Here is a 25,937-nt window from a genome sequence, read left to right as displayed (position 1 = left end):
CTGGCATCAATCCCGCGGCTGTCCCAGTGCGGTACGCTCATAGTCGCAGACCCCAACGGAACCGACATGGACGTGACAATCGAGCCGTCGACGGTCGCGGGCACAGCACAGGCCCCGCCCTCGAAGAGTTACACCCACCGCGCGATTCTGGCCGGGGGATACAGCGACAGTGCCACCGTCGAGAACCCGCTGTTGAGTGCTGACACGCGAGCGACCATCCGCGCTGTCGAAGCCTTCGGCGGCGACGTGACCCGCGACGCCGAGACCGGCGCGCTCGAAATTACCGGCTTCGACGGCGCGCCGAGCGTTCCCGACGACGTAATCGACTGCGCCAACTCCGGGACGACAATGCGCCTGGCGACGGCGACGGCTGGGCTTGTCGACGGGCTGACGGTGTTGACCGGTGACGGCTCGCTGCGGGGCCGTCCGCAGGGACCGCTCTTGCGTGCACTCGACCAGCTCGCGGCACGAGCCGAGAGCACCCGCGAGAACGGACAGGCTCCGCTTGTCGTTGGCGGCCCGCTCATGGGCGGAAGTGCACCCCTACCTGGCGACGTGTCTTCGCAGTTCGTCACCGCACTGCTGTTTGCCGGTGCGGCGACCGATGCGGGGGTCAACATCTCGCTCCAGACCGAACTCAAGTCTGCACCCTACGTCGATATCACGCTCGATTTGCTCGACGCGTTCGGCATCTCGGCTCGCCGGACAAGAGATGGGTTCTCCGTCGGCGGCCGCCAGCGCTACCGACTGCGTGATGGCGCCTACACCGTGCCAGGGGATTTCTCGTCGGCGTCGTATCTACTGGCCGCCGGCGCAATCGCCGGCGAGGACGGCGTGACTGTCACCGGTGTCTACCCGAGCCAGCAAGGAGACGAGGCTATCGTCGACCTGCTCGGAGCGATGGGGGCAGATATCGAGTGGGACCGTGAGGCGGGCGAACTCGATGTGACCGCGGACCGGCTGTCTGGAATCGAGACCAGCGTCGCGGACACGCCAGACCTGCTTCCCACGCTTGCGGTTCTCGGCGCGACGGCCGAGGGAACCACGCGGCTCACCGACTGCGAGCACGTCCGGTACAAGGAGACCGACCGGGTGGCCGCGACGGCCGACGCGCTCTCGACGATGGGGGCGTCCGTCGAGGAGACCGAAGACGAACTCGTCATCGAGGGAGGTGACAGCACCCTTGAGGGTGCAACCCTGGCCGGTCGTGGCGACCATCGTATCGTGATGGCTCTGGCTGTCGCCGGGCTCGCTGCCGACGGCGAGACGACTCTCACGGGTGCGAATCACGTCGATGTCTCGTTCCCCGACTTCTTCGAAGCGCTGGCAGGACTCGGCGCAACCCTTACTCGAAGCGAGTAAAAACGGCCCGCGGGCGCTATCGGCTGGCGCGGGTCTTGTGTTGGTTTTGCTGCTTGCGGATAATCTGTGCGACCTCCTCGTAGTTGTTGATACCACCGAAGGTGAGGCCACCGAAGAAGCCGTAGCCGGTGTTTCCAATCTGGCGCGTGGCCTTGACGTGACCGTGACCGAGGAGCCGTTCGAGGAACGTCGAACCGGTCTGGAGCCCGATGATGTCGACCATCCACGCCTCGTTAGTCGCCTTCGAGGAGATGCCCGTCAGAATCATGATACGCCGGTCGGTCACGACGTACCGCCGGCGCTTCCGGAGGTAGTAGACGTATCCGACGATAATTCCTGCTCCGACCACTCCGAGTCCCAGCCCGGCACTGCCGTCGAGCGCGATAGCACTCCCCACGAAGAAGAGCCCGGCCAACAGGAGGAGCTTGAAATACGCCGACCACGCGGGTCTGGCGTCCAGAATGACCTCCTCGCCGTCGAGCAACGGCACCGACCCCCGTTGAGTTTGCCGCTGTTGCCCGCCGTTTTGCTGTTTGCGCCCCTGCGGTTCGAACTGTTGTCGTTGTTGGCCGGGTCCTCGACTGTCCCCGTCGTCGTACTGTTGGTTCTGCCCCTGACTGTTCTGTCTTCCCCAGCTATCGTCATCTGGTGCCATGCTACAGCAACCCGGTTCGAAAGTAAGGGTGTTAGATTTTTCCCTGCACTGCGGCATGGCGGCAACCGGGCGGGGCGACCCACAAGGATATAGTTCCCAGCGACCATCGTGGCGCTATGGATAGACGGACTCGTCGGGCTGGCCCCACAGCCGTCGTTTCACGAGGGGAACACCCATGAACGGCGGCTACTCACACCGGTACGCGGAGTGGGTAGCGACACACAGCAGACTCGTCATCCTCGCTGTCGTGCTCGTGACGGCGCTCATCGGTGCAGGGGCCGGTATGGGCGACCCGGGAGACGCCGGTGTCGGCGAGTTCGAGGTCGACTCCGAGGAGTTCGACGCCGCTGACTTTATCGACAGCAACTACGCGACCGATAATACGGTCGCCGCACAGCTCGTCGTCAGAGACGAGGACGGTGACGTGCTAACTCAGGAGTCTCTGCTGGCGGGGCTGCGACTTCAGGAGGCACTCCAGAACGACCCGGCTGTCGAATCGACACTGGCGGCACGTGGCATCGTCGGCATCGAGAACGTCGTTGGGACGGCGGCAGTTGCCCTCGACAACCAGGCACCACCGACCGAGCAGCCCCCGCTCGACGCACAGCGCGAGGCCCTCGACGCCCTCAGCGAGAGCGAGTTCGAGGCGCTGTTGGCACGTGTTCTTGACCCCGAAGGGGCCCAGCAGATTCTCGGCGACGCAGACCCCTACGCCCTGCTTCCTCAGGGCTACGAGCCAGGGTCGACGACCGCAGAGGCACGGCTCACGTTCATCTCACAGGTCGACGACAGCGGCGAGAACGCCGAACCGCTGGCCGCCTACGACGCACAGGTAGCTATCGACGGGCTGGCCGACGACTACTTCGACGACGCCTTCGTTTTCGGGCAAGGCGTTAGCGACGAAGCCTCCTCGAACGCGACCGGCGACAGCTTCGCCATCATCACACCGTTCGCACTCGTGCTCATTCTGTTCGTGTTGGGCGTCTCTTACAGGGACGTGACCGATATCGTCCTCGCTGTGCTTGGCATCGCCGTCGTGCTGGTGTGGCTCCAGGGACTCATGGGCTGGCTCGCGGTGCCGATGAACGTCATCCTCATCTCTGTCCCCTTCTTGCTCATCGGTCTCTCTATCGACTACGCGGTCCACGTCGTAATGCGTTACCGCGAGGCCAGACAGGGGACACTCGAGGTCGACACAGACCTCCCGGCAGACAGTGTCGGTGCGATTCGTGGTGCGATGGGGCTCGGTTTGGGGAGTGTCGTCCTCGCACTCGCAGCGGCGACGTTCTCGACGGGCGTCGGTTTCCTCTCGAACGTGGTGAGCCCGCTCCCGGCCATTCAGGACTTCGCTATCTTGAGTTCTGGTGGTATCTTCGCGACGTTCGTCGCCTTCGGCGCGTTCCTGCCAGCACTGAAAATCGAGGTCGACGGGCTGCTCGAAGGCCGGTTCGGTCGCTCGCGGGACAAGCCAGCATTTGGCACGGGTCGTGGCATCGTGAACAGCGCTCTCGGTCGCGTCTCGGCTGTGTCGACGCGGGCACCGCTCGTTGTCCTTGCCGTTGCGCTCCTGTTGACGACCGGCGGCGCCGTCGGCGCGACTTCGATAGACACCGAGTTCAATCAGGCTGATTTCCTCCCGCAAGACGCACCCGACTGGGCCGAGTACCTCCCGGGTCCGTTCGAGCCGGGCAGTTACACTATCAGCGACGAGTTCGACTACCTGAGTGAGAACTTCCAGCTCCGAGGCGAGGGCGGGCAGTCGACCGTGCTGATACGTGGTGATGTCACCTCGCCAGCGATGCTGACGGCCGCAGACGAGGCGACTCGGGCCGTCACCGCAGACAGTGCAGTCCAGCGCAGGCCCGACGGCGTCGGTGCGGTCGAGGGGCCACACACTGTGATTCGAGAGGTTGCAGCAGAGAACGCGACCTTCGCAGCGACCGTCCGACAGTACGACACCGACGGGGATATGCTCCCAGACGAAACCGTCGAAGTGGTCTACCGCGCGCTGTTTGCGGCCGACGAGGGGGCGGCTGCCGACGTGTTGAGTCGTGACGGTGACGACATCACATCCGCTCGCCTCCTGCTCAGTGTCCGCAGCAGCGAGTCGACACAGCGGATTGCCGAGGACACGCGCACCTTCGCGACTGCGGTCGAGTCAAACGCCGGTGGCGTCTCGCTGAGTGCCGTCGCCACTGGGCCGCCAGTCACCGAAGCCGTCCTGCAAGACGCCCTGCTTGCGACACTCGTCGAGGCGTTTGCGGTGACGCTCGTGGTCATTCTTGGCTTCCTTACGGTCCTGTTCTGGGTCCGGTATCGGTCGCCGACACAGGGTATCGTCGTCGTGGTACCGGTCGTCATCGCACTCGCCTGGCTCTTGGGCGCGATGGCGCTGCTCGACATCCCGTTCAACAGTGAAACGGCCGTCATCACGAGCCTGGCAATCGGCCTCGGCGTCGACTACAGCATCCACGCTGGCGAGCGGTTTGTCGCCGAACGCGAACAGCGGGAGACGATAGAGGAAGCACTGCAGGCGACAGCGACCGGCACCGGCGGCGCGTTGCTGGCCAGTGCCGCGACGACCGCTTCTGGGTTCGGCGTACTCGCGCTCTCGCTGTCGCCGCCATTGCGGCGGTTCGGAACCGTCACCGCCGGCGCTATCATCTTTGCGTTCGTCGCCGTCGTGACGGTACTGCCGGCGCTGTTTGTCCTCCGTGAGCGACTCGTCGACCGGCTGGGCGGGTAATCAGTCGCCGCCGGCGTTCTGTTCGCTTTCGAAGGACGGCGGGTTCGGCTCGATTCGTGCGTACTCGACGACGCGCTGGCCGAGCACCCGCGTCCGGCTTTCGAGCGAGTCGTCGACGAACTCGCCGTCTTCGAACTGGTCGTAGGCCGAGGGAATGGCGACCTGATGGGGGAGCGTCCACGCGTCGAGCGCGCGACAGACCGTCCGCAAACTGTCCAGCGCACCTGTAGGAAAGCTCCCGCCTGCAACAGCGAGGAGGCCGACGGTCGTCTCCTCGAACTCGTCGAAGCCGCAGTAGTCGATAGCGTTCTTTAGCGGTGCCGCATACGAGCCGTGATACATCGGCGTCCCGAGAATGACTGCACTGGCCCCACGGACTGCCTCACGAAGCCTCTCGGCGTCGCCCGCGTCGCTGTCGTCTGGGTCGAACACGGGCAGGTCGTACTCTCGGAGATCGAGTAGTTCGGTCGATGCACCGCGGTCTCGCGCGCCGTCGAGCGCGTGCCCGAGTGCGGTGCGCGTGTGACTCTCGTCGCGGAGGCTCCCACAGAGCGCGACAACGTGTGGTTGTGTGGACATGTCTTTCGATTGTCTACCCACACTAAATGCTCTGTGATTGACCCGACGAAAGCCAGAAGACTGGCGCCTGATCCCCGCTCTCAGTGTCACACGCATCCCCAGTGCCAGACAGGCTGACGGAGATCAGTATCTGAGCTTGGTGTGTGAGGGTGATAAACGTGGGGCAGACAGTTGGCTGACGTGGGTCAGCCGTGCGTCAGACGCGGCGGAGCGCGACGTTTTTCTGGCGGGTCGTCGAAACGGGGGCATGGAACGCATCGCGCTCACGAACAAGACGTTCGAGGGCAACAACAACGCCTATCTCTTCGCGGATGGTTCCGAGACGGTGCTAGTCGACACCGGAGACCGTCTACCCGGCACCTACGACCAACTCGAATCGCAACTCGACGACCACGGCGTTGCGGTCGGCGATGTCGACCGCATCTTTCTGAGTCACTGGCACGGCGACCACCGCGGGCTCGCGGGGCCGATACAGAACGAAAGCGGTGCCACCGTCTACGTCCACGAGGCCGACGCGCCACTCGTCGGTGGCGACGAGGCGGCCTGGGAGGCGATGGTCGATACGCAGACCGACTACTTCGACCGGTGGGGGATGCCAGACGCGAAACAGGACGCCGTCATGGAGGTACTCGACAGCGTTGCCTGGCAGGACGAACCGCCAGACGTGACGACGATGGCCGACGGCGACACGTTCCAGGTCAACGAGACGACCCTAAACGTCGTTCACGCACCGGGACACTCGGTAGGCCTGTGTCTGTTCGAACTCGACGATGGGACCGAGGGCACGGACGTACTCAGCAGCGATGCCTTGCTCCCGAAGTACACGCCGAACGTCGGCGGGGCCGATGTCCGGGTCGAGCGACCGCTCGACCAGTACGTCGACACACTCCGGGCGATTGCCAGCGCGGACTACGACCGGGCCTGGCCGGGCCACCGCTCTGTCATCGATGACCCCACAGACCGGGCCGAGTACATCATCGACCACCACGAGGAGCGCTCCTACCGTGTCCTCGATGCACTCCGACGCCACGGCCCGTGTGACACGTGGACTGTCAGCGACGACTTGTTCGGGGAACTCCACAGCATCCACATCCTCCACGGCCCCGGTGAGTCCTACGCTCATCTGGAGCATCTCGAACGCGAGGGGTATATCCACCGAGACGGCACCGAGTACCAACTCGCCGACGGCGTCGCCGACCAACTCGACAGACGGGAAGACGACCGCTGGCCACTCGACGTGTAGTTACGGCTGCTCGGGGAACGTCTGGTCGTCGAGTCGCTCGACCAGCGATTCGAGGACAGGAACCATGTTGACTGTATCCTCGCGGTTGTACTCGACCAGACGGTCGAGCGCCCCGTCGACGCCGCGCTCGTGTTCGTGCCACAGCCGAACGGCCTCTCTGCCGTCAACGTCAGGGAGGTCGCGACCGATACCGAGCGCTCGCTCGACTTCGCTCAATCCGCCCGAGAGACCGACCTGTCGGGCGGTGGGCATCAGGTCGATATGCGGGTGGTCGAGTGACACGTCGAACGACGACTCCAGAAACGGCACGTCGAAGCGCGCGCCGTTGAATGTCACCAACAGCCCGGCGTCTTCGAAGGCCGCTCGGAGGTTCTCGTCTGTCAGGTCGTCGCCCCTGACGAGTGTGTGGGTGTCACCGTTTTGATGGAGTGTCACCGTCGTGACGACGCTCGTCTGATGGTCGAGGCCGGTCGTCTCGATATCGAAAAAGCAGGCCTGATCGCGGAACGACTCGTATAGCCGCCAGCGACAGCCGTCGGGGAACCGCTGGTCGAAAAACTCGACGTTGCCGCGGTCGAGCGCACGCTCGCCGGCGTCGATAAACGACTCGATGCGCTCGGTACGGGTCTGGCCGACTCCGTCGACGGTCGGCTCGAATCTCTCCCAGTGGGTAATTCCCTGCGACCAGAGCCGCTGCTCGATGGTCTGGCCGACGCCCTCGGCTCCCAGAAAGCAGTTCTCGACGTACACCCGAGTGAGTGAGAGGGCGACGGTACTAACGGTTTTGGAAGGCCTCACCTGCTCGTGTTCTCTGACACTGCAGTCGTGTTTCACTGACAGACTCACTACTTAGTTAGGGAACACGGGGATATGGGAGACATTCATAGAGAGAGTAGGTGATTACTCGTGCCGGACCATTATCGGGCGACTGACGCGCGGATACTCCACGTCGACGACGACCCTACGCAGCTCAACGTCGTCGAGACGTACTTCGAGCGTGAACTCCCTGGTGTAGAGATGTTGACGGCTACCGACGCAAAGGATGGTTTGGAGACACTCGCGTCGACACAGATTGATTGTATCGTCAGTGACTACGAGATGCCCGAAATCGACGGGCTGGAGTTTCTGGAACATGTTCGTGCGACGCATTCTGACGTACCGTTTATCCTGTACACCGGAAAGGGAAGCGAGGAAATCGCGAGCAAAGCGATAAACTCCGGCGTGACCGGCTATCTCCAGAAAGGAGGTCCCGAGCAGCTCCAGCGGCTCATCCACCGCGTCGAACACGCGGCCGAGGAACACCGGGCGAAAGTCGAGTCCGAGCGGTACGCGACGGTGCTCCGGGCGCTCGATTATCCCATCTACGTCGTCGGTGAGGAGGGAACCTTCGAGTACGTCAACGATGCCTTCGTCGAGATGGTCGGCTACGACCGCGAGGAGATTCTCGGAAGCCCGCCCGGACTCATCAAGACTGCCGAGGGTGTCGAGCGCGCGAACGAGTCGCTACGAGACATCGTCTCGAGTACCGGCTCCGACCGCAAGCAGTTCCAGGTCGACATCCACACCAAAGGCGGCGATACAATCCCGTGTCGCGACCACATGGCAGCACTGCCGTTTGATGACCAGTTCCGTGGCTCGGTCGGTATCTTACAGGACATCTCACAGCAGGAACAGCGACGAGAGAAGCTGGCGACACAGAACGAGCGCCTCGAAGAGATAATCTCGTTTGTCTCACACGACCTGCGAACCCCGCTCACGCAGGCGCGAGCGGGACTCGAACTGGCCCACGACTCCGGTACGGACGAGGACTTCGAGCGCGTCGACTCGGCATTGAACCGCATGGAAGACATGCTATCCGAGGTGCGAACACTGGCCCGGACAGGGCTCGTCGTCGACTGCACGATGGCCGTCGATGTCGACACAATCGTCTCACGAGCCTGGCAGACGTTCAGCCGACCGGCAGACACGCTCGAATGCGAGCCCTTCGAAATCGAAGGTGACCCCGAGCGCGTCAAACCGCTCGTCGAGAATCTGCTCCGGAACGCGGTCGAACACACCGACGAAGGCGTGAGGGTGGCCGTCAAACCGCTCGAAGATGGGTTCTATGTCGCTGACGACGGGCCTGGAATCCCCGCACAAGAACGTGAAAACATCTTCGAGCCAGGGTATACCACCGCGAGCGACGGGAGCGGATTCGGCCTGGCGATCGTCAAACGCGTCAGCGAAGCACACGGCTGGAAACTGACAGTCTCAGAGAGCGACGACGGCGGCGCACGCTTCGAGTTCCGAAACGTCACTGTCGACGACGGCACCTCCAGCGAGGCTGTGTCTGCGGCCCGCTGAGCGGTCAGCCGAACAGGCCGCCAAAGACGCCGTCAGAGTCCTCGTCGTCGTCTGATTTGTCGGCGTCCTCGGTCGACTCATCGGGCTCGTCGGTGAACCACGACTCCTCGAAGACGTGTTCGAGTTCGTCGCCGCCTGCGCCCTCGAAAAAGACTCGTTCGAGCTGTTTCGTCAACTTCGTATACGCCGAAGCAGAGTTGCTGCCCGGTGCGTTGACGATGTGTGGCTCCTCACGCGTCGCCTCGTGGTCGACAGGGATAACGCCCAGAATCGGCTGCTCGAACGAGTCGGCAATAGCAGGAACGTCGGTCTCACGGGTCACCCGCGCCACGAGGACGCCGATAACCCGACCGTCGACGCGCTCGGCCAGGTCGGCGGTCTTTGTGGTGTCGTTGACGGCCACGTCGTCCGGGGTCGTCACGAGCAAGATACCGTCTGCGAGACCGAGCGGAACCGTCGTCTCGTGACTCAGGCCCGCACCCGTATCGACCAGCACCACGTCGAATGTGTTCTGAAGTGTCTTGATGACCTTCCGCAACTTCGCGGGGTCGGCGTCGGCGAACGCCTCGAGGCTCTGCTCGCCGGGAATAATCGTCAGTCCGCCCGGGGTGTCGGTCAATGCTGCGCTCACCGTCGCGTTCCCGGCGAGTACGTCGTGGATGGTCGTCTCGTGGGTCGCACCGAGCATCTCGCCAAGGTTCGCCATCCCGAGGTCGGCGTCGACGACCACGACATCGTACCCGCCCTCTTCGAGCACCGCACCGAGGTTGATGGCTGTTGTGGTCTTGCCAACCCCGCCTTTCCCGCCAGCAATCGTGAGCACGTACCCTGCCATCGTTTGATTGTATCGTGTAACACACGCCCGAGATATAAACCCACTCGTCTCGCGTCCCGGTACAGAGCAAACTGTACCACCGACGCGGGCCGTCCTGTCGCTGACACGAGGTCAACAGTTACTTACAGACCACTCACCAACTGTAGATAATGAGTACGTCCGAGACAGACCAGTCCGACAAACAAAAATACGAGTTTCGGAAGGTCATCGAGGAACTCAAGGAGTACGAGGGGTCTGGTACCCAGCTCGTCACTATCTACGTGCCGCCGGAGCGACTGATTAGCGATGTGGTTGCACACGTCACGCAGGAACACTCGGAAGCGAGCAACATCAAATCGAAAGAGACGCGGACGAACGTGCAAGATGCGCTCAAGAGCATCAAAGACCGACTGAAATACTACAAGGAGCCCCCAGAAAACGGGATGGTGCTGTTTTCCGGAGCCGTCGACAGCGGCGGCGGCCGGACGAAGATGGTGACCGAGGTGCTGGAGAACCCACCGAACTCGATTCAGTCGTTTCGCTACCACTGTGACTCGAATTTCCTGACCGGGCCACTCGAGGAAATGCTGCTCGATAAGGGGCTTTTCGGTCTCGTTGTCCTCGACCGCCGGGAGGCAAACGTTGGCTGGCTCAAGGGCAAGCGCGTCGAGCCTGTCAAGTCTGCGTCCTCGCTAGTCCCCGGGAAACAGCGGAAAGGTGGTCAGTCAGCACAGCGGTTCGCCCGCCTCCGGCTGGAAGCAATCGACAACTTCTATCAGGAAGTGGCGGGGATGGCCGACGAACTGTTCGTCCCCAAGCGCCACGAGATGGACGGCATTCTCGTCGGCGGCCCCTCACCGACGAAAGACGAGTTCCTCGACGGTGATTACCTCCACCACGAGCTACAGGACTTGGTCCTCGGCAAGTTCGACGTGGCATACACCGACGAGTCTGGACTGTACGACCTCGTCGACGCGGCCGACGAGGTACTCGCGGAGCACGAGGTCCTCCAGGACAAACAGCTGATGGAAGAGTTCTTCGAGGAACTCCACGACGGCGAGTGTGCTACCTACGGGTTCGGCCCGACTCGCGAGAACCTCATCATGGGTGCTGTCGACCGCCTCCTCATCAGCGAAGACCTCCGCAAAGACGTTCTCGTCTACGACTGTGACGGCCGGGAACAAGTCGAGTTCGTCGACACGACCGAACAGCCTGACGAACTCGACTGCCCCAGCGGCGAGACCGTCACCGAGTGGGAGCGCGAGGACGCTATCGACCATCTGATGAACATCGCCGACCAGCGCGGCACGGAGACGCTGTTTATCTCGACGGACTTCGAGAAAGGCGAACAGCTCCTGAACGCCTTCGGCGGAGTTGCCGGCCTGCTCCGGTACTCGACGGGCGTCTAAAGTAGCTGTTCGAGCTGCCGTCGCCGGCCCGACAGGTCGATGTCTGTCTCGACAGACGGGTCGCGGTCGAGCCTGTCCAACACGAGCAGCGGGTCTGTCCCGGCTTTTTCGACGGCTTCGAGCAACGTCGATATTTCGTTCCGATAGAGGGCCAGATTCGACAACAGACCTACCAGCAACGCCAGCGGGAGTGCCGCTTCGGCTGTCGTCGGAAACGCGTCGCTGATGCGGCCGAATTCGGGGTCCCCCGACGGCTCGGTGCCGGGCTCTAGCGACAGACACTGAGGACAGAGTCCGGCGGCCGACTCCGACCCAGGCAGATGGTCTTGATACGCTTGCGGCACCGCAAAAGCCACTAGCTCGCTTTCACAGTTCGGACAGTGCATAGCCGGGATAGCGCCCCGACGGGCAAAACCGTTCAGTTCTGCCCTGGAATTACCTGTTCCCTATTGAGCAGAATACATTTATAAGATACGTGCCTTGATTGTGGCCAATGGGGTCGTCCGTACGGATTCTTCACGTCGATGACGACGCGGGCTTTCTGGAGGTGACGGCTGACCTGCTGGCAGACGAAAACGAGCGATTCGAGGTCGTCAGCGCGACAGGGCCAGAACAAGGGCTCGCGGTCTTAGAGACTGACTGTATCGACTGTGTCGTCTCGGACTACGACATGGGAGCGACCGACGGTATCGAGTTTCTCGAAGCGATACGGGAACGCTATCCGGACCTGCCCTTTATTCTGTTCACCGGCAAAGGCTCCGAGGAAATAGCCAGCGAGGCAATTCGGGCTGGCGTGACCGATTATCTCCAGAAAGAGGGGAACCTCGACCAGTATGCGCTGCTGGCCAATCGCATCGACAACGCCGTCACCGCACGCGAGGCAAATCGCACCTCCGAGCGCCGAACAGAGGAATACGAGACACTCATCGAGAACGCACCGGTCCCGATGGCCGTCGTCAGCGACAACGGGGTGATTCTATATCTCAACACCAGTGCAGAGGATGTGCTGGGCGTGACCGCCGCCGAAGCGACAGCCGGAGAGACGATTACCGATTTCGTTCACCCCGGAGACAGAGACGAACAGCGGGCTGCCATCGAGCACGCGGTCGACGCCAGAGAGCCAACAGCAACACGGGAGTTTCGGCTGGCGACAGTCGAGGGTGACGGACGGACCGTTCGCGGGAGCGTCGTTCCGGTCACGTTCGACAGTAATCCGGCCGCACAGCTCGTTTTCACAGATATCACGGCTCAGCGAGAGCGGGAAGCTGAACTCCGGGAGCGAAACCAGTTCAGGGAGGCAATTATCCAGAACGCGAACGTCTGGATTTCAGTCATCGATGAGGCCGCAAACGTGTTGGTCTGGAACCGCGCAGCGACGGAGATATCGGGATACGACGCCCAGGACATGCTCGGGAGCGACGAGTGGCTGGAGCTGCTGTACCCCGACGAGGCGGACCGGCAGGAAGTTATCGACCACTCGACCGACATCCTCCGCCAGGGTGACACACTCGAAGGATACGAGACGACAATTACGACCGCCGACGGTGACCAGCGCCGAATCCACTGGGATGCACACCCGTTACAGGGTGTCAGCGACGAGTACAACGGGGTTATCAGCGTCGGCTGGGACATCACAGAGCAACACCAGCGAGCCGAACAGCTCAGGCTGTTACACGACGGGACCAGAAAGCTGATGGAAGCGACAGACCGCGAGACTGTCGCCGATTTCACCGCAGATGCGGCGAAGGACATCCTTGGGTACGATTATACTGCCGTCCGCTTCGTCGAGCCGGAGGACGCTGTGCTCGAACCAGCAGCACTCACGCCAGAGGTACGCGACGCGCTCGGCGACCGGCCGCGGTACTCGCTCGATGGAGACAGTCCACACGCACAGGTCTACACGAACGACGAACGCCTGCGGTTCGACAACGTGCAAGAAATCGACGACGTCCACGACCGAGAACCGATTCGGTCAGCGATGTACCTCCCGATGGGCGACCATGGAGTCGTCACCATCTGCGACCCGGAACCCGGCGTGTTCGACCGGTCAGATATCGAAATCGCCTCCGTGCTGGTCGCGAACGCGGAGGCGGCACTGGACCGCTTAGAGCGTCGTCAAGAGATAACTGAAGTCAAAGAACGGCTACAGTCGTTTCTTCGCGGTACGACCGATATCATCGCGCTCGTGGCCGAGGACGGGACTGTGGCGTATCACAACCCGGCAGTCGACCCGGTACTGGGGTACGACCCCGACGCGCTGGTCGGCGAGTCGGTCTTCGAGTACGTCCATCCAGACGACCGCGACAACGTTCGCGAGCAGTTTCGTGACGGCCTCGAACAAGCAGACGGCGGCATACAGAGCGTCGAGTTCCGCATGCGACATGCCGATGGCAGCTGGGTCTGGCTCGAATCCCAATTCCGAACAGACGACCAGCAGCCGCCGGAGGGTCATGTCATCACGTCTCGGGACATCAGCGAGCGAAAGACACAGGAACAACGGCTGCGCGAGGAGCGGCGTCGCTTCTCTGCGCTGTTCGAGAACTTTCCTGAACCGACGGTGTCGTACGCCTACGACGACGGTGTGCCACACGTCAGCGCGGTCAACGACGCCTTCGAGGAAACCTTCGGCTACGACGAGGCGACAGCCCTCGGACAGCCGATTGACGACCTGATTGTTCCGGCAAAAAAGGCGCAGGAAGCAAAGGAGATAGACCGACGCGTCAAGGAGGGAGACCTGCTCGACAGGCAGGTCCGTCGTCGGACAGCAGACGGCCAACGGGTGTTCAATTTCCGGAATATTCCATCTCAGAGTACGGCTGCAGTCGAGGGGTTCGCCGTCTACAACGACATCAACGCGCGAGTCGAGCGCGAGGAACGCCTCGAACGGCAAAACGAGCACCTCGACGAGTTCGCAGGCATCATCGCACACGACCTCCGGAACCCGTTGAACGTCGCTCAAACCCGGACAGAACTCCTGGCACTCGACTGCGACAGCGAGCATATCTCGGACCTCGAACGCGCACATGACCGAATGGAGACGTTGCTGGAGGAGACGCTGCTGCTGGCGCGCCAGGGCGAGATGGTCTCTGATACTGAGTTCGTCCCGGTCGCTGACGTTCTCCAGGCGTGTCACGATATGGTTGGCACGGACGAGTCGACGGTCGTCGTCGAAGACGACGTTCGCATCAACTGTGACAGAGACCGGGTGAAACAACTGTTCGAGAATCTCATCAGTAACGCCATCGACCACGGCGGCCCCGACGTTACCATCCGCGTCGGCACGGGCGGCGAGGACCATCTCTACGTCGAAGACGACGGACCAGGTATCGACACCAACGACCCTGACAAACTGTTCGAGCCCGGCTATACGACGGAAGACGAGGGAACTGGCTTCGGGCTGGCTATCGTCAGCCGAATCTCCGAGGCCCACGACTGGAACGTCGCTATCGCAGAGACAGACGGCGGCCTCAAGCTGGACATCACCGGCGTCGAGATGTCGCGATAAACTCCTCTCGCCGGGGTTTACGTTTCGGTCTGGACGGTTAGTACCGGAACCGGTGCGGTCCGGACGAGATACTCTGCGACGCTCCCGAGCAGGTAGCGCTCGACGCCGGAGCGACCCTGTGTGCCGACGACGATGGCGGAGACACCGTTGTCTTCGACGTACGAAATCACCTCCTCGTAGATAGAGATGCCGTGCTCGACAGCCCCGTTCGACTCGACCACGCCGGATTCGTCGGCCCGTTCGATGGCGTCGTCGACCACCTCCTGTGCTTCCTCTTCGACGGCAGTGAACCCTTCGTCATCTAGCACGTCGTCGCCGAGCCCCGAAATTGCGACAATAGAGAGCGCGTGCAACGCCGACCCGGCGTGCATAGCGAGGTCGATACTAACCTCGGTGGCCGCTCCGGCGGCGTCGCTGCCGTCAGTCGCGACCAGTACCGAGTCGTATGGGTACTCGGGGATACTGTCGGTATCGGGGCGGACCGTCAACACCGGGACCTCCGACCGTCGTAAGACGCGTTCGGTCGTACTCCCCATCAGGAACCGCTCTAGCTTCTGGCGGCCGTGTGTGGGCATGACGACGAGGTCGATATCGCGGTCGGCAGCGTAGTTGACGATGGTCGTGTAGGGCTGGCCCTGGATGACTTCAGTGACCGTTGTCACGCCGTGCTGTCGGGCGCGGCTGGCAGTCTCTTCGACGGCACGCTCGCCCTCTGTCATCAGCGCGTCGACGACGTCGCCTTGGACGCGGGCGAGACTCAACTGGTTCGTGTCTGCCACGTTCAGGACGTGGAGTGTCGCGTCGTGTTCGGCCGCAATTGCGAGCGCGTGGTCGGTCGCGGCCGCGGTCTGTTCGCTGTCGTCGACGGGGAAGAGAATCTGGTCGAACATACGCAATCTACCCTCGGCAGACACAAAATAGTAGCCGGTCACCGAGAGACTACTGGCTACCGGACAACTCCAGCAGGCCCAACCGGGACAGGACGTTCAGGGCCGGATTGCCTCGAAAATCACGTTGTCGACGTGGGGCTCGATCTGATTGAGCGTGTCCTCGCTGCGGACCGTCCAGGCGAGGACGTGTCGCTCCTTGTTTCCCCGAGAGAACGGAAGCTTCGGGAGCAGATTACAGCCGTAGCCGACGAAGTCGGGGTTCGTGTAGACACTCGGAACGAGATACTTCAGCACCGTCCGGGAGAGAAGCCCACTCCCCAGCGCGAGCGGTGCAAGCTGGCCGCGGGCCCACTCCGAGCGGTGACGACGGAACCACCAGAGAACCAGCGGATTGAACGATTGGATGGCGAAGTCACCATCGTAGCCGTCGAGACAACTCGCGACCGCGCGTTCCAGTTTACCGGGGCGATTCGTGTTTTTGAGCTCGATGAGCAGGGGCACTTCCCCATCGACAACATCGAGGACCGTATCGAGCCGCTGGACCGTCTCTTCGGAGTCGAGAAGCGTACAGTCGGCAAGTTCTTCCCACCGCGTGTTACGCACTGCGCCGGTACTGTCGGTCAGGCGGTCGAGCTTCCGGTCGTGAAAGACGACAGGAACGCCGTCTGCAGTCACCCGGACGTCCAGTTCGGCCGGGTAACCTGCCGACACCGCCTTCTCGAAAGCCGGGAGCGAGTTCTCGGGTACCCGGTCTGAGTGCAGGCCGCGGTGAGCAATTGGTCGTTCTCTGAGCCAGTCCATTCGAACGTGTGTGGACTCACAAACCCCAGTTATGTGTAAGTAACGGAATAAAATTGGCGACGAATATACCGGTAAAAGACTCTCTAAGACCGCCTGAATGCAGAATTCGGATGCCGGTGACAGAAACACGACACCTAGACAACGGTTCGCACGCTTGGTGGTCAGCGTGTGGCCTTAGCGCTGAATCTGGATTTCGGTGCCAGTGGCGGCACCGTCGACGGCAATCGGGGGCCTGATTTCGAGCACGCCGTTGGTGTACTCGGCGCTGATGTAGTCGTCACCGCGCGTTTCGAACGGTCCGTTCGGGATGTCGAGACTCTCTGTCCACGAGCTTGGTGCTGTTCGAGGCAGTGCCATCTATCACGACCTCAGCTATATCTGTGTCTGTGGTTCTATATAGAGTTCACGCTGCTCTGGGCGAGGAAGTTACGTGAGACCACGCAAAAAGACGGATTGTGGACGAACACACGCGAGACGACAGCGTCGGACCGCCGGCGGCCGGCGCGCCGACGGGATGGCGTTGCCGTGACGAGCGCTGGGAACACGAAACCTTGCGGCGCGCGGTCGTCCACGGGGTCCGTCTCTACAACTCCGGAGCCTACCACGAGGCACACGACTGTCTCGAGGCCGAGTGGTACAATTACGGGCGCGGGTCGACAGAGAGCGCGTTCCTTCATGGAATGGTTCAGGTCGCCGCTGGGGCGTACAAACACGCTGATTTCGAGAACGACGACGGGATGCGGTCGCTGTTCGAGACGGCACTTCGATACCTCCACGGCGTGCCCGCCGACTACTACGGTGTCGATGTACTTGCCGTCAAGACGACACTGACGAACGCACAGACCGAGCCGACGCTGCTGGATGAGTGGCGGATACCACTCGACAGCACCCACCCGACGGCGCGCCCACAGGACTACTCCTACGCCGAGGACCTGGACTGATAGCGATTATTGCGAGTCGTTACCGCCGTGACAGCAACAGCCCAATTTCACACGACGTGATACGACTCGTCTCGTGATGAGGTAAGGAAACGGACCGCAATAATCGCTGTGAGTTTGGACGATGCCCCGGCCGTGACATAACGTCTCCGGCGCGGTCCCCACGGGATGATAAAGAAACCAAGTTTGATAACCTCGCGCGTCGAACTCAACGCAGAACCATGGATATTGCTGATATCGCGACAACAGACTACGAGGGAGTCGATGCTGACGAACGACTCGGGAAGATTCGGTCTCTCTTCGAGCGAGACAACCCGAAGGGCATCATCGTCACCGAAGACGGGGAGTACGAAGGTGTCATCAACGAGCGTCAACTCGTCCAGTCCCACGTCAAAGACGAGGCGAAGGTCCGCGGCCTGGTCCGCTCTGCCCCCAAGGTCGGCCGAACCGAGGACGTTCGTGAGGTCGCACGCGTCCTCGTCGAGAGCAACGCCAAAATCGCGCCGGTCTTCGAGGGCGAAAGTCTCTGGGGAATCGTAACCGAAGACGCCATTCTGGAGGCCGTACTGGACAACCTCGACACACTCGTCGTCGGCGACATCTACACGGAGGATGTCATCACAATCACCGAAGACACCAACATCGGTCGCGCTATCGGCTTGCTCCGAGAACACGGCATCTCGCGGCTTCCGGTGCTCGACGACGCGGGCCATATCGCTGGGATGGTCACCACTCACGACATCGCAGACTTCGCCGTCCGTGGCATGGAGCGCCAGCAGAAAGGCGACCGCTCGGGCGACCGTGACCGGATTCTGGACATTCCGGTATACGACATCATGAACAGCCCCGTCGCGACGACGACCGTCGAGGACACCGTCGACGACGCCGTCAGCCAGATGCTGGACAACGACTACGCCGGGATGGTCGTCACGCCCGACGACGACGACCGTCTCGTCTCTGGTATCATCACGAAAACCGACGTTCTGCGGGCGCTCACCTACACCGAGCAGGAGCATATGGACGTTCAGATTACGAACATCGACCTCATCGAGGCGCTCTCGCGGGATGCCATCCGCCAGGAAATCGAGGAGGTCGCCCAGAAATACCAGAAGATGCAGGTCCAGCACGCGCACGTCCGGTTCCACCGGCACAAAGAGACCAAACGCGGGACCCCGCTTATTCAGGCCCAGATTCGGCTGCGAACCAACCGCGGCCAGGTCGCCGGCTCCGGCGAAGGATACGGCGCAGAGAACGCCTTCCGTGTCGCTATCGACAAACTAGAACGGCGCGTCCTCGAACTCAAAGGCGTCCAGGCCGACGAGGAATACAGGGGACAGCTTCTCCGCAAACTCGGCGAACTGTAGCTAGCTCGACGCCGCTTTCTCTGCTTCCGTCTGGACGATATACGAGCGGTCGTCAGCGTACGCTGCGGCTTCGGCGAGGGCCCGCTCAGTGCCAATCTGGTTGAGCGCCCAGGCTGCACTCGCGCGCACTTCGTCTGCCGAGTCGGCCGAGAGCACGTCGGCGAGCGGGTCGATAGCACGGGTGTCACCGATGAGTCCGAGCGACCGGGCCGCGGCCGAGCGAACCTCGGGACTGTCTGCACCCAGGCGCTCGACAACTTCCGGTGTGGACTCCTCGTTACCAATCATCCCGAGTGCGCGAAGCGTCGTCTTTTCGAGTTTGACGTCGCCGCCGCCCAGGAAGTTGTGCAGCGTCGAACAGGCACGCTCGTCGCCGATACGGCCCAGAATACGCACAGCCTGGGTGTTCCGGCGCTGTGCGAGCCCCTGGACCTCCTCGTAGGCTTCTTCGGGCGCGATGTGTTCGAGCGCGTCGAGGATGTTCTCCTGCATGAAATCCGAGTCCAGCTTGTCGAACGCGGAGAGAATCGGTTCGACCTCACCGCGTTTCTCGTAGAGCTTGACCGCGGTCCACTCCGGCGGGAAGTCCTTCCGGTTCTCGGATTCGAGTACGTCGTAGAACCCCTCACGTCGGAGCTGTTCGCGGACTTTGAGGTCGCCAAACAGCGTCGCGTCTTCGAGGTCGCTCTCTAGCTCCTCGGCGGTTTCGAGCAGTTCCTGAATCTCGCTCTCGTCGGTATCGGGGTGGAATCCGCTGTCGGTGATGTCTTCTCGGACTGCGACAAGAGTCTCTGCGGCCGCCTCCGGTGTCTCTCCCATCTCGCCGTACGAGCCAGAGAGGACGACCGTCGCGGTGTCGACGTACGACTCGACGGCCGCGACGACCTCGGGGACACCCTCCTTTGCCCACTCGCTTGATTTGATTGTCGATTCGGCACTCTCGAGAGCGTCGGCGACCTCCTCGACGTAGGGGCCGCGCTGGTCTTCGATATCGTCTCGTAGCGAGGAGATGCGGTCCTCGAACTTGTCGCGCGGATTCTCTGCTTTCTCTTCGTTCTCGGCGTCTTCGTCCTCGATTTCGACCGCGAAGGTCACGTCTTCGAGGTCCGCTTCGATTTCGTCGACGAGTTCATCGGCGTCGTCGAGGGCCGCCTCGGTCTCGGCGGCCTCGACCGCATCTGCGGCCTCGTCGAGTCGCGATTCGAAGGGTGCGGGGTCGGCAGGGTCGACATCCGCATCCTCAGAGCCGTCGTCGCTGTCCCCGTTGCTCATGTCTCCATCTGTGTCGGTTTCGGGCAAAGGCGTTTCCTTTTCTCATGGGGCCAGAAAAACCGTGGTGCCTATATGAATGCACTCCTGAGACACAGATATGGAGCGCCGGAGATTCATAGCGACCGTCGGAAGTGGCGTTGCAGCCGGCATCGCCGGCTGTCTCGACGTGGGCGGGGACCCGACCGGCGAGAACGAAGTGGGAATGACTATCAGTAAGTTCCGGCCCAAAGAGATACGAGTCGAACCCGGAACGACTGTCACCTTCATCAACACGAGTTCACACACCCACACAGTGACCGCCTTCGAGAACGCAACGCCGGACTCGGTCGGTTTCTGGTCGTCCGGCGACTTCGACTCACAGAGCGAGGCCGTCTCGGCGTGGCAAAACAGTGGGGGCGGCGGCCTCTCACCGAACGACGAGTTCACATTCACCTTCGAGGAGGCAGCGACGTACCCCTACTTTTGTATTCCTCACTACCGTCCAGAGGCCGGAACCGGCATGGAAGGCCGCGTCGTCGTCGAATTCTGACTGTCTCTACACCTGAGACACGGAGTCTATGCGTAACCCGATTTCCCGCGTAGCTGGTGTATGTCAACTGAATTAGACGAGGAAGAACTCGGCGCCGCCGAACGGTTCGTACGACTCTCGGTCTCGATAGTGGTGATGGTTCCAGTGACGGTGTTCGTCGGCTACGGTGGCTGGTCTGTGCTGACGATTACGGCGGTACTTGGCCTGTGGGACCCCGAAACCGAGGACGGTGACCACCTCCGAGAGCGGCTGTTCGAGTGGCCCGACCGGAACCGTGAGGTGATGCGAACCGACGGACACGCGCCACTTCCGCTACGACCTTAATTCATAGCTGTTTCGTGAAGACGATACCGTCGCCTGACTCGAAGTATCCGTCGAGAACGTCTCTGCGCTCGAACCCGTGGCGCTCGTAAAACCGGTGGACACGGCTGTCTGCCGCGTGAGCTGTCAGCCGAACTGTCTCAGCTTCGACCCGGGCGAGCGCCGCTTCGAGGAGCGCTGACCCGATTCCGTCACCCTGCCGAGCCGAGGCGACGGCCAGTTCGAGCAAGAGTGCCGTCTCTTTGCTTTCCAGAACGAGCACGTACCCCACGGGGCCATTGTCGTCTGCGACGACCAGCCCGAGCGGACCGCGTGTACCACTCTCCAGCAGGCCAGGAGACGACGCAGACAGCGCATTCTCCTGGATGGTGCGCAGTTTCGTGTGGTCGGTCGGCCGTCCGTCTCGAATGGTAACCATGTCAGAGTGGCAGGTCAAGCATGGCCGCCAGCCCCGCGCCGACGATGGCAGCGGCGACCGTCGCGGAGAAATTAACGCCCTGATTACCGAGGAAGCGCCCCTCGATGGTCGCACCAAGGAAACTGTCGACGGTCATGCCGACGAAGCCGGCGAAGACGATAGTTCCCGCGCCCAGCAGCGTGATGCCGTCGAAGCCGAACCAGGCGATTGCGGCGACGATACTCGCCCCACAGAGCCCAGCGAGTTCACCTTGCCAGGTAACTGCGCCGTCGACACCCGGCTCGGCGACTTCGAGTGTCGTCACGAGCCGTGGGTTGTCGTAGAGGCCGCCAATTTCACTGGAGAGCGTATCGGCGAGTGCGGCCCCGACAGCACCCGCAAAGGCATAGAAGAACACCGACTCGGAGACGCCGTACTCCGTGCTCACGGCACCAGCCAGGACGGCCACCAGCGCGACCAGCGAGTTTGCTAACACGTTGCCGGTCCCCCGGGCCCCCTCGTTTTCCTGTGCGACGCCGCGGTCGAGTTTGCGGTCGAACCGGAACTTCGAGGCGAGGCCTCCGATACCGAAGAAGGCGACGAGGATGCCAAACCAGGCGTAATCCCCGAGAACAATCGTCAGCAGACTGAGCAGGACGCCAGTGAGCATCCCGGCCAATGACGCGGTTTCGAGCGTGTACGAGGCGTAGCCGAGCACGAGCGTCAGTCCGAGTGCGACCGCGATGCGCGTCGTCGTGATATCGAGTGGCAGCGTCGAAAACAGCCAGAGCATCAGTGCCACAGCCACGAGCACCATCGCGTCGTCGCGCCGGTGTAACATCTGCTGGAGAAGTGCGGCAAACAGTGCCCCGCTCGCGGCGAGGAAGGTCACGAGCGGGACGCCGACCGACTCCGCCGTGAGCTGGACGGTCGTCAACTGGCCCGCTGCCGCGGCAACAAAGCCGCCGACGACGAACCCTGCGGTCGCCCGCACCTGCTCGTACCGGTAGGCACGGACGAGTTGGGCGGCGAGATTGCCAAAGACTAAGAGGAGAACGGTTCCGACGTATACCGAGGTTGGCATCCCGAAGCCGACGGTGAGCGTCGCCAGGCCTGCGGCCGCCAGCGAGAACACCGCTAGCCCGTAGAGCGTTCCGTTGCGTCTGTCGGCTGGCCGGGCGAACAGCTCGAAGAGGACGGTCTCGGAGTCGAGCCAGAGCGCGCCGGCTGCCACTGCTAAGAATGGCCCAATCGCAGCGACAGTGGCGACGGCCGGCTCCTCGACACCGAGGACCCACGGCCCGACGAGCGCGAGACAGCCGACCAGCGCGAACGCGGCTGCACGCCGGACTGCAGTTGTCACAGTCGTCCGATATTCCCGACCGGCACTTACGCTTTCCGAACCGTCTGTCAAGGAGCGTCAGGCTTGTAGGGCAGAGCCGTGAAATGGATATATGGCAGTCATAGACATCGCACGAACGAACGTGGTGACCGTGGGGCCGGGGGAGTCAGTTGCTGCCGTCATCCGGCGGATGCACGGCGAAGCCGTGGGGAGCGTCGTCGTCGTCGATGACGAGGAACCGCTCGGACTCGTCAGCGACCGCGACCTCGCGATGGCCGTCCTCGACGAGACCTTCGACGCCGAGGAGACGGATATCGTCGAGGTCGTCGACGAGGAGACGCCGACAATCGAAGGCGACGCCGGAGTGTACGACCTGGTGGAACTGCTCTCACAGAAGGGACTCAGACGCGTCCCTGTCGTCGAAGACGGCGAACTCGCCGGCATCATCTCGCTGAGTGACGTGGTCGTCCTGCTCGGGATGGAACTCCAGCACGTCGGGACCGCGATTCGGAGTTCCTCGCCGGCCTACGAGCGCTCCGGTATGGAGTACTACCACGACTGACGCCGAGGGCAAACGACTTATCCACGGCGGAACCATCAGCCACGGTAATGAGAGGGTCCCGGCTGGCTACGACCGAGCGCGTCGTCTGCATCGCAGCGCCCGGGACCGACGAGGTCGTCGACTCGGTCGCGTCGGCCGTCGCAGACCACGGGCTGGCGTTCGTGACCTACGATGTCGGCGAGACAATCGAGGAGTACCGCATCACTGGCGGCGACGTGCTCGGTGTCGTCGTCGGCGGTGACGGCACGTTCCTGCGCGCAGTCGAGGAGTTCGCGCCGCGCGAGATACCGTTTCTCAGCATCGACACCGGGACGCTCGGGTTCTTGACTGTCACCGCTCCCGATGCCATCCCGGAGACGTTCGACGAGATTCTCGGCGGCGAGGCGACGATTACGGAGCACCTGCAGGCTCGCGTCGTGACCGACGATATCGACGAGACGGGCATCAACGAAATCCAGTTCGATGGGCCCGACAGGTTCACACATCGACCGAACTCGAACCGAGAGGAAACCGGCCAATGCGAACTCGAAGTCTTTGTCGACGGCGAGTACGTCGGGAGATACGAGGGCGAAGGGGTGCTCGTGAACACGCCGACGGGGTCGACTGCGATGGCGCTCTCCTCGGGCGGTCCGATTCACTTTCCGGGCGACAACGAAACCCTCCAGATTACGCCCCTTCATACACACAACGCGGGCGTCCGACCGCTCGTCGTCGACGCCGAATCCGAGATTACGGTCGTTCCGACGGGCGAGATACGGCTCTCTGTCGACGGCTCCCGGCCCGAACGGGCTGTCCCCGCCGAGACGAGAGTCACGGTCACCGGTGCGGAGACGCCCGCCTATCTGGTCAGAAGCTCCTTCAGCGAGACGATGATGGATGCCCTGACTTCGAAACTCGGCTGGAACGTCGAACAGCGCACCGACACGAGCCACCGCGAGCCTGCCGCTGGCCCAACCGACCTGCTCACGACTGCAAGCGGCGTGGCCAGAGAGGCCGCTATCGCCGCCGGTAGACCCGCAAGGCGGATTTACGACCGTATCGAGCGCTCTGACTCCGGGCTGGTCAGCGAGGAACTCGTCGGGGCGGCCATCTCCCGTAGCGAACGTATCATTACGTCCATCGTGAGTTCCGCGTTTCCCGACCACACGATTCTCTCCGAAGGGTGGACTGTCAACGCCGGCTCTGGACCGTACACGTGGGTCATCGACCCTATCGACGGCACAGGCAACTTCGTCCACGGTAATCCGAATTTCACTGTCGCTATTGCGCTGGTGCGTGCCGGGACACCGGTCGTTGGCGTCGTCTACAGCCCCGTCACCGGAGAACTGTTCCACGCCGTCCAGGGCAACGGTGCGTACCGCAACGAGACGCCAATCGAGCCGACTGACCGCGCTCGCATCGACGAGAGCATGCTGCTCTCGGGCTATGACCCGACCGGCGAGTTCCTCAAGCGATTCTATCGGCGGGCCCGTGGCGTCCGACGGCTGGGCTGTGCCTCGCTCCATCTCTGTTATGTGGCCGCCGGTAGCGCCGACGCCCACTGGGAGTACGACACCTACCCATGGGATGTCGCCGCGGGGCTGTGTATCCTCCGCGAGGCCGGCGGCGAATCGACACACGCCGACGGCAGCGACTACCAACTTCGACTCGAAGACACCGGTACCCGTGCGTCGTTGCTCTCCTCGAACGGCTCGCTCCACGGCGCCCTGCTCGAAGCGTTCCCCGAGGACGGCTTCTGACCGGGACGGTTGTGTCTGGCTGGGACAAGAGAGCGCAATTTACAAACCGGCGATACCCCTAGATAGGGTAATGACAGACGAACCTGCCCAACACCGGCGGCTCATCATTGCTGGTACAGGAATCGCGGGACTGTCGGCGGCTATCTACGCCGGACGTGCGAACAACGACCCGCTCGTCCTCGAAGGCGACGAGCCGGGCGGTCAACTCACGCTCACGACCGAGGTTGCCAACTATCCCGGCTTCCCGGACGCCATCAGTGGGCCGGATTTAATCAACAAGATGAAAGAGCAGGCGACCCAGTTCGGGGCCGACATCGACCACGGCGTCGTCGAGTCCGTGACGAAACTCGACGACGGCCGGATTCGCGTCGAGTGTGCAAACGGCGACACCTACACGGCCGACGCGTTCATCGCCGCATCCGGCGCGAGCGCCCGGACGCTCGGCGTTCCCGGCGAGGACGAACTGATGGGATACGGACTGTCGACGTGTGCCACCTGCGACGGCGCCTTTTTCAAGGGCGAGGACATGCTTGTCGTCGGCGGCGGCGACGCAGCGATGGAGGAAGCGACTTTCCTCACGAAGTTCGCGGACACGGTGTACATCGCACACAGACGCGAGGAGTTCCGCGCCGAAGCCCACTGGGTCGACCGCGTTCAGGAGAAAGCAGAGGACGGTGACATCGATATCCTGCGAAACACCGAGTTGCTCGAAATCCACGGCTCACAGGAGGAAGGCGTCGACCACGTCACGCTCGCCCAAAACGAGTCGGGGTACCCGAAAGACAATCTGGACGACGACGGGACCGAGACCCTCGACATGGACGTGGGTGCCGTCTTCTACGCAATCGGCCACACGCCAAACACCGAGTACTTCGAAGGCACCGGTGTCGAACTCGACGAGACGGGCTATGTCACGGTACAGGGCGGCGACGGCGGCGGCCAGACCCGGACCGGTGTCGGCGGCATCTTCGGGGCCGGCGACGTGGTCGACCACCACTACCAGCAGGCGGCCACCGCCGGCGGGATGGGCGTCAAGGCGGCTCTCGATGCCGACGAATACCTCGAAGACGTCCCCGAGCGCGACACTGCGGCCCCACAGGCGACGGCTGACGACGACTGATAACTG

The 25,937-nt window shown here is 62.5% G+C and carries 24 protein-coding genes; 13 read left to right on the top strand and 11 right to left on the bottom strand.

The features are described 5' to 3' along the window. Positions 1–66 precede the first annotated feature (66 nt). The gene (aroA, locus tag BLR34_RS04265) at positions 67–1,362 is read left to right on the top strand and encodes a 3-phosphoshikimate 1-carboxyvinyltransferase (RefSeq protein ID WP_092699781.1); all 1,296 of its coding nucleotides are present in this window, start codon (positions 67–69) and stop codon (positions 1,360–1,362) included. Between the two features lie 16 nt (positions 1,363–1,378). Here aroA and BLR34_RS04260 read toward each other — a convergent pair whose 3' ends face one another. Further along, positions 1,379–2,017 (bottom strand): PH domain-containing protein, encoded by a 639-nt coding sequence (locus tag BLR34_RS04260; RefSeq protein ID WP_218120839.1) that lies wholly within the window; start codon positions 2,015–2,017, stop codon positions 1,379–1,381. A 175-nt stretch (positions 2,018–2,192) separates the two neighbouring features. Between BLR34_RS04260 and BLR34_RS04255 the strand changes: the two genes are divergently transcribed. Beyond that, positions 2,193–4,763 (top strand): efflux RND transporter permease subunit, encoded by a 2,571-nt coding sequence (locus tag BLR34_RS04255; RefSeq protein ID WP_092699779.1) that lies wholly within the window; start codon positions 2,193–2,195, stop codon positions 4,761–4,763. Here the strand turns inward: BLR34_RS04255 and BLR34_RS04250 are convergent, their stop codons facing one another. Continuing rightward, positions 4,764–5,342, bottom strand: a complete 579-nt coding sequence (locus BLR34_RS04250) for an NADPH-dependent FMN reductase (protein WP_092699777.1) — start codon at positions 5,340–5,342, stop codon at positions 4,764–4,766. 247 nt (positions 5,343–5,589) lie between these two features. Here BLR34_RS04250 and BLR34_RS04245 point away from each other — a divergent pair, with 247 nt between their 5' ends. Continuing rightward, positions 5,590–6,585, top strand: coding sequence for an MBL fold metallo-hydrolase (locus BLR34_RS04245; RefSeq protein ID WP_092699775.1), 996 nt, complete (start codon positions 5,590–5,592; stop codon positions 6,583–6,585). Here BLR34_RS04245 and BLR34_RS04240 read toward each other — a convergent pair whose 3' ends face one another. Next, positions 6,586–7,335, bottom strand: a complete 750-nt coding sequence (locus tag BLR34_RS04240) for a ribonuclease H-like domain-containing protein (RefSeq protein ID WP_092699773.1) — start codon at positions 7,333–7,335, stop codon at positions 6,586–6,588. A gap of 156 nt (positions 7,336–7,491) precedes the next feature. Between BLR34_RS04240 and BLR34_RS04235 the strand changes: the two genes are divergently transcribed. Beyond that, positions 7,492–8,928: a hybrid sensor histidine kinase/response regulator gene (locus BLR34_RS04235; RefSeq protein WP_218120838.1), complete on the top strand. Its 1,437-nt coding sequence runs from the start codon at positions 7,492–7,494 to the stop codon at positions 8,926–8,928. 4 nt (positions 8,929–8,932) lie between these two features. Here the strand turns inward: BLR34_RS04235 and BLR34_RS04230 are convergent, their stop codons facing one another. Beyond that, entirely contained in the window at positions 8,933–9,763 is an 831-nt protein-coding gene (locus tag BLR34_RS04230; RefSeq protein WP_092699771.1) for a MinD/ParA family ATP-binding protein, read from the bottom strand. A gap of 149 nt (positions 9,764–9,912) precedes the next feature. Between BLR34_RS04230 and prf1 the strand changes: the two genes are divergently transcribed. Beyond that, positions 9,913–11,151 (top strand): peptide chain release factor aRF-1, encoded by a 1,239-nt coding sequence (gene prf1 / locus BLR34_RS04225; RefSeq protein WP_092699769.1) that lies wholly within the window; start codon positions 9,913–9,915, stop codon positions 11,149–11,151. Here prf1 and BLR34_RS04220 read toward each other — a convergent pair. Further along, the gene (locus BLR34_RS04220; protein ID WP_092699767.1) at positions 11,148–11,537 is read right to left on the bottom strand and encodes a DUF6276 family protein; all 390 of its coding nucleotides are present in this window, start codon (positions 11,535–11,537) and stop codon (positions 11,148–11,150) included. The genes prf1 and BLR34_RS04220 overlap by 4 nt on opposite strands. A gap of 107 nt (positions 11,538–11,644) precedes the next feature. Between BLR34_RS04220 and BLR34_RS04215 the strand changes: the two genes are divergently transcribed. Beyond that, entirely contained in the window at positions 11,645–14,656 is a 3,012-nt protein-coding gene (locus BLR34_RS04215) for a PAS domain S-box protein (protein ID WP_092699765.1), read from the top strand. A 17-nt stretch (positions 14,657–14,673) separates the two neighbouring features. Here the strand turns inward: BLR34_RS04215 and BLR34_RS04210 are convergent, their stop codons facing one another. The 3 genes from BLR34_RS04210 to BLR34_RS04200 all read right to left on the bottom strand — a co-directional run bounded on the left by BLR34_RS04210 (position 14,674) and on the right by BLR34_RS04200 (position 16,704). Further along, a complete protein-coding gene (locus tag BLR34_RS04210; protein ID WP_092699763.1) occupies positions 14,674–15,546 on the bottom strand; it encodes a universal stress protein in 873 nt (290 codons plus the stop codon). A gap of 96 nt (positions 15,547–15,642) precedes the next feature. Beyond that, complete coding sequence (locus tag BLR34_RS04205) at positions 15,643–16,347, bottom strand: glycerophosphodiester phosphodiesterase family protein (RefSeq protein WP_092699761.1); 705 nt, start codon at positions 16,345–16,347, stop codon at positions 15,643–15,645. A 174-nt stretch (positions 16,348–16,521) separates the two neighbouring features. After that, complete coding sequence (locus tag BLR34_RS04200) at positions 16,522–16,704, bottom strand: hypothetical protein (protein WP_092699759.1); 183 nt, start codon at positions 16,702–16,704, stop codon at positions 16,522–16,524. Between the two features lie 98 nt (positions 16,705–16,802). Between BLR34_RS04200 and BLR34_RS04195 the strand changes: the two genes are divergently transcribed. Then, on the top strand, positions 16,803–17,288 hold the full coding sequence (locus BLR34_RS04195; RefSeq protein ID WP_092699757.1) for a DUF309 domain-containing protein: 486 nt from the start codon (positions 16,803–16,805) through the stop codon (positions 17,286–17,288). Between the two features lie 218 nt (positions 17,289–17,506). Beyond that, positions 17,507–18,649, top strand: a complete 1,143-nt coding sequence (locus tag BLR34_RS04190; protein WP_092699755.1) for a CBS domain-containing protein — start codon at positions 17,507–17,509, stop codon at positions 18,647–18,649. Here BLR34_RS04190 and BLR34_RS04185 read toward each other — a convergent pair whose 3' ends face one another. Beyond that, a complete protein-coding gene (locus BLR34_RS04185) occupies positions 18,650–19,921 on the bottom strand; it encodes a HEAT repeat domain-containing protein (RefSeq protein ID WP_092699993.1) in 1,272 nt (423 codons plus the stop codon). Between the two features lie 97 nt (positions 19,922–20,018). Between BLR34_RS04185 and BLR34_RS04180 the strand changes: the two genes are divergently transcribed. After that, complete coding sequence (locus tag BLR34_RS04180; protein ID WP_092699753.1) at positions 20,019–20,450, top strand: cupredoxin domain-containing protein; 432 nt, start codon at positions 20,019–20,021, stop codon at positions 20,448–20,450. A 60-nt stretch (positions 20,451–20,510) separates the two neighbouring features. Further along, entirely contained in the window at positions 20,511–20,774 is a 264-nt protein-coding gene (locus BLR34_RS04175; RefSeq protein WP_092699751.1) for a hypothetical protein, read from the top strand. A gap of 1 nt (position 20,775) precedes the next feature. Here BLR34_RS04175 and BLR34_RS04170 read toward each other — a convergent pair whose 3' ends face one another. Next, positions 20,776–21,189, bottom strand: a complete 414-nt coding sequence (locus tag BLR34_RS04170) for a GNAT family N-acetyltransferase (protein WP_092699749.1) — start codon at positions 21,187–21,189, stop codon at positions 20,776–20,778. Position 21,190: 1 nt separating this feature from the next. Further along, positions 21,191–22,531 carry a DUF92 domain-containing protein gene (locus BLR34_RS04165; RefSeq protein ID WP_092699747.1) on the bottom strand — a complete coding sequence of 447 codons (1,341 nt, stop codon included), beginning with the start codon at positions 22,529–22,531 and terminating at the stop codon, positions 21,191–21,193. Positions 22,532–22,622: 91 nt separating this feature from the next. Between BLR34_RS04165 and BLR34_RS04160 the strand changes: the two genes are divergently transcribed. The 3 genes from BLR34_RS04160 to BLR34_RS04150 all read left to right on the top strand — a co-directional run bounded on the left by BLR34_RS04160 (position 22,623) and on the right by BLR34_RS04150 (position 25,931). After that, a complete protein-coding gene (locus BLR34_RS04160; RefSeq protein ID WP_092699745.1) occupies positions 22,623–23,072 on the top strand; it encodes a CBS domain-containing protein in 450 nt (149 codons plus the stop codon). 47 nt (positions 23,073–23,119) lie between these two features. Beyond that, the gene (locus BLR34_RS04155; protein WP_092699743.1) at positions 23,120–24,811 is read left to right on the top strand and encodes an NAD(+)/NADH kinase; all 1,692 of its coding nucleotides are present in this window, start codon (positions 23,120–23,122) and stop codon (positions 24,809–24,811) included. A 70-nt stretch (positions 24,812–24,881) separates the two neighbouring features. Continuing rightward, positions 24,882–25,931 carry an NAD(P)/FAD-dependent oxidoreductase gene (locus tag BLR34_RS04150; RefSeq protein WP_092699741.1) on the top strand — a complete coding sequence of 350 codons (1,050 nt, stop codon included), beginning with the start codon at positions 24,882–24,884 and terminating at the stop codon, positions 25,929–25,931. Positions 25,932–25,937: the final 6 nt, after the last annotated feature.

Origin of the sequence: Halovenus aranensis, from assembly GCF_900100385.1 — an archaeon.
In the GTDB taxonomy this organism is placed as follows: Archaea; Halobacteriota; Halobacteria; order Halobacteriales; family Haloarculaceae; genus Halovenus; species Halovenus aranensis.
Note: the sequence above shows the minus strand (reverse complement) of the source record. Positions and strands in the feature narration are given on the sequence as shown.

Bases quoted from the DNA above. Each gene is read 5' to 3' on its own strand.
- BLR34_RS04215 (WP_092699765.1), top strand. From the start codon at position 11,645: ATGGGGTCGTCCGTACGGATTCTTCACGTCGATGACGACGCGGGCTTT.
- BLR34_RS04245 (WP_092699775.1), top strand. From the start codon at position 5,590: ATGGAACGCATCGCGCTCACGAACAAGACGTTCGAGGGCAACAACAAC.
- BLR34_RS04170 (WP_092699749.1), bottom strand. From the start codon at position 21,189: ATGGTTACCATTCGAGACGGACGGCCGACCGACCACACGAAACTGCGC.
- BLR34_RS04190 (WP_092699755.1), top strand. From the start codon at position 17,507: ATGGATATTGCTGATATCGCGACAACAGACTACGAGGGAGTCGATGCT.
- BLR34_RS04200 (WP_092699759.1), bottom strand. From the start codon at position 16,704: ATGGCACTGCCTCGAACAGCACCAAGCTCGTGGACAGAGAGTCTCGAC.
- BLR34_RS04230 (WP_092699771.1), bottom strand. From the start codon at position 9,763: ATGGCAGGGTACGTGCTCACGATTGCTGGCGGGAAAGGCGGGGTTGGC.
- BLR34_RS04205 (WP_092699761.1), bottom strand. From the start codon at position 16,347: ATGGACTGGCTCAGAGAACGACCAATTGCTCACCGCGGCCTGCACTCA.
- BLR34_RS04185 (WP_092699993.1), bottom strand. From the start codon at position 19,921: ATGAGCAACGGGGACAGCGACGACGGCTCTGAGGATGCGGATGTCGAC.
- BLR34_RS04150 (WP_092699741.1), top strand. From the start codon at position 24,882: ATGACAGACGAACCTGCCCAACACCGGCGGCTCATCATTGCTGGTACA.
- prf1 (WP_092699769.1), top strand. From the start codon at position 9,913: ATGAGTACGTCCGAGACAGACCAGTCCGACAAACAAAAATACGAGTTT.
- BLR34_RS04210 (WP_092699763.1), bottom strand. From the start codon at position 15,546: ATGTTCGACCAGATTCTCTTCCCCGTCGACGACAGCGAACAGACCGCG.
- BLR34_RS04160 (WP_092699745.1), top strand. From the start codon at position 22,623: ATGGCAGTCATAGACATCGCACGAACGAACGTGGTGACCGTGGGGCCG.
- BLR34_RS04155 (WP_092699743.1), top strand. From the start codon at position 23,120: ATGAGAGGGTCCCGGCTGGCTACGACCGAGCGCGTCGTCTGCATCGCA.
- aroA (WP_092699781.1), top strand. From the start codon at position 67: ATGGACGTGACAATCGAGCCGTCGACGGTCGCGGGCACAGCACAGGCC.
- BLR34_RS04175 (WP_092699751.1), top strand. From the start codon at position 20,511: ATGTCAACTGAATTAGACGAGGAAGAACTCGGCGCCGCCGAACGGTTC.
- BLR34_RS04255 (WP_092699779.1), top strand. From the start codon at position 2,193: ATGAACGGCGGCTACTCACACCGGTACGCGGAGTGGGTAGCGACACAC.
- BLR34_RS04260 (WP_218120839.1), bottom strand. From the start codon at position 2,017: ATGGCACCAGATGACGATAGCTGGGGAAGACAGAACAGTCAGGGGCAG.
- BLR34_RS04220 (WP_092699767.1), bottom strand. From the start codon at position 11,537: ATGCACTGTCCGAACTGTGAAAGCGAGCTAGTGGCTTTTGCGGTGCCG.
- BLR34_RS04250 (WP_092699777.1), bottom strand. From the start codon at position 5,342: ATGTCCACACAACCACACGTTGTCGCGCTCTGTGGGAGCCTCCGCGAC.
- BLR34_RS04180 (WP_092699753.1), top strand. From the start codon at position 20,019: ATGGAGCGCCGGAGATTCATAGCGACCGTCGGAAGTGGCGTTGCAGCC.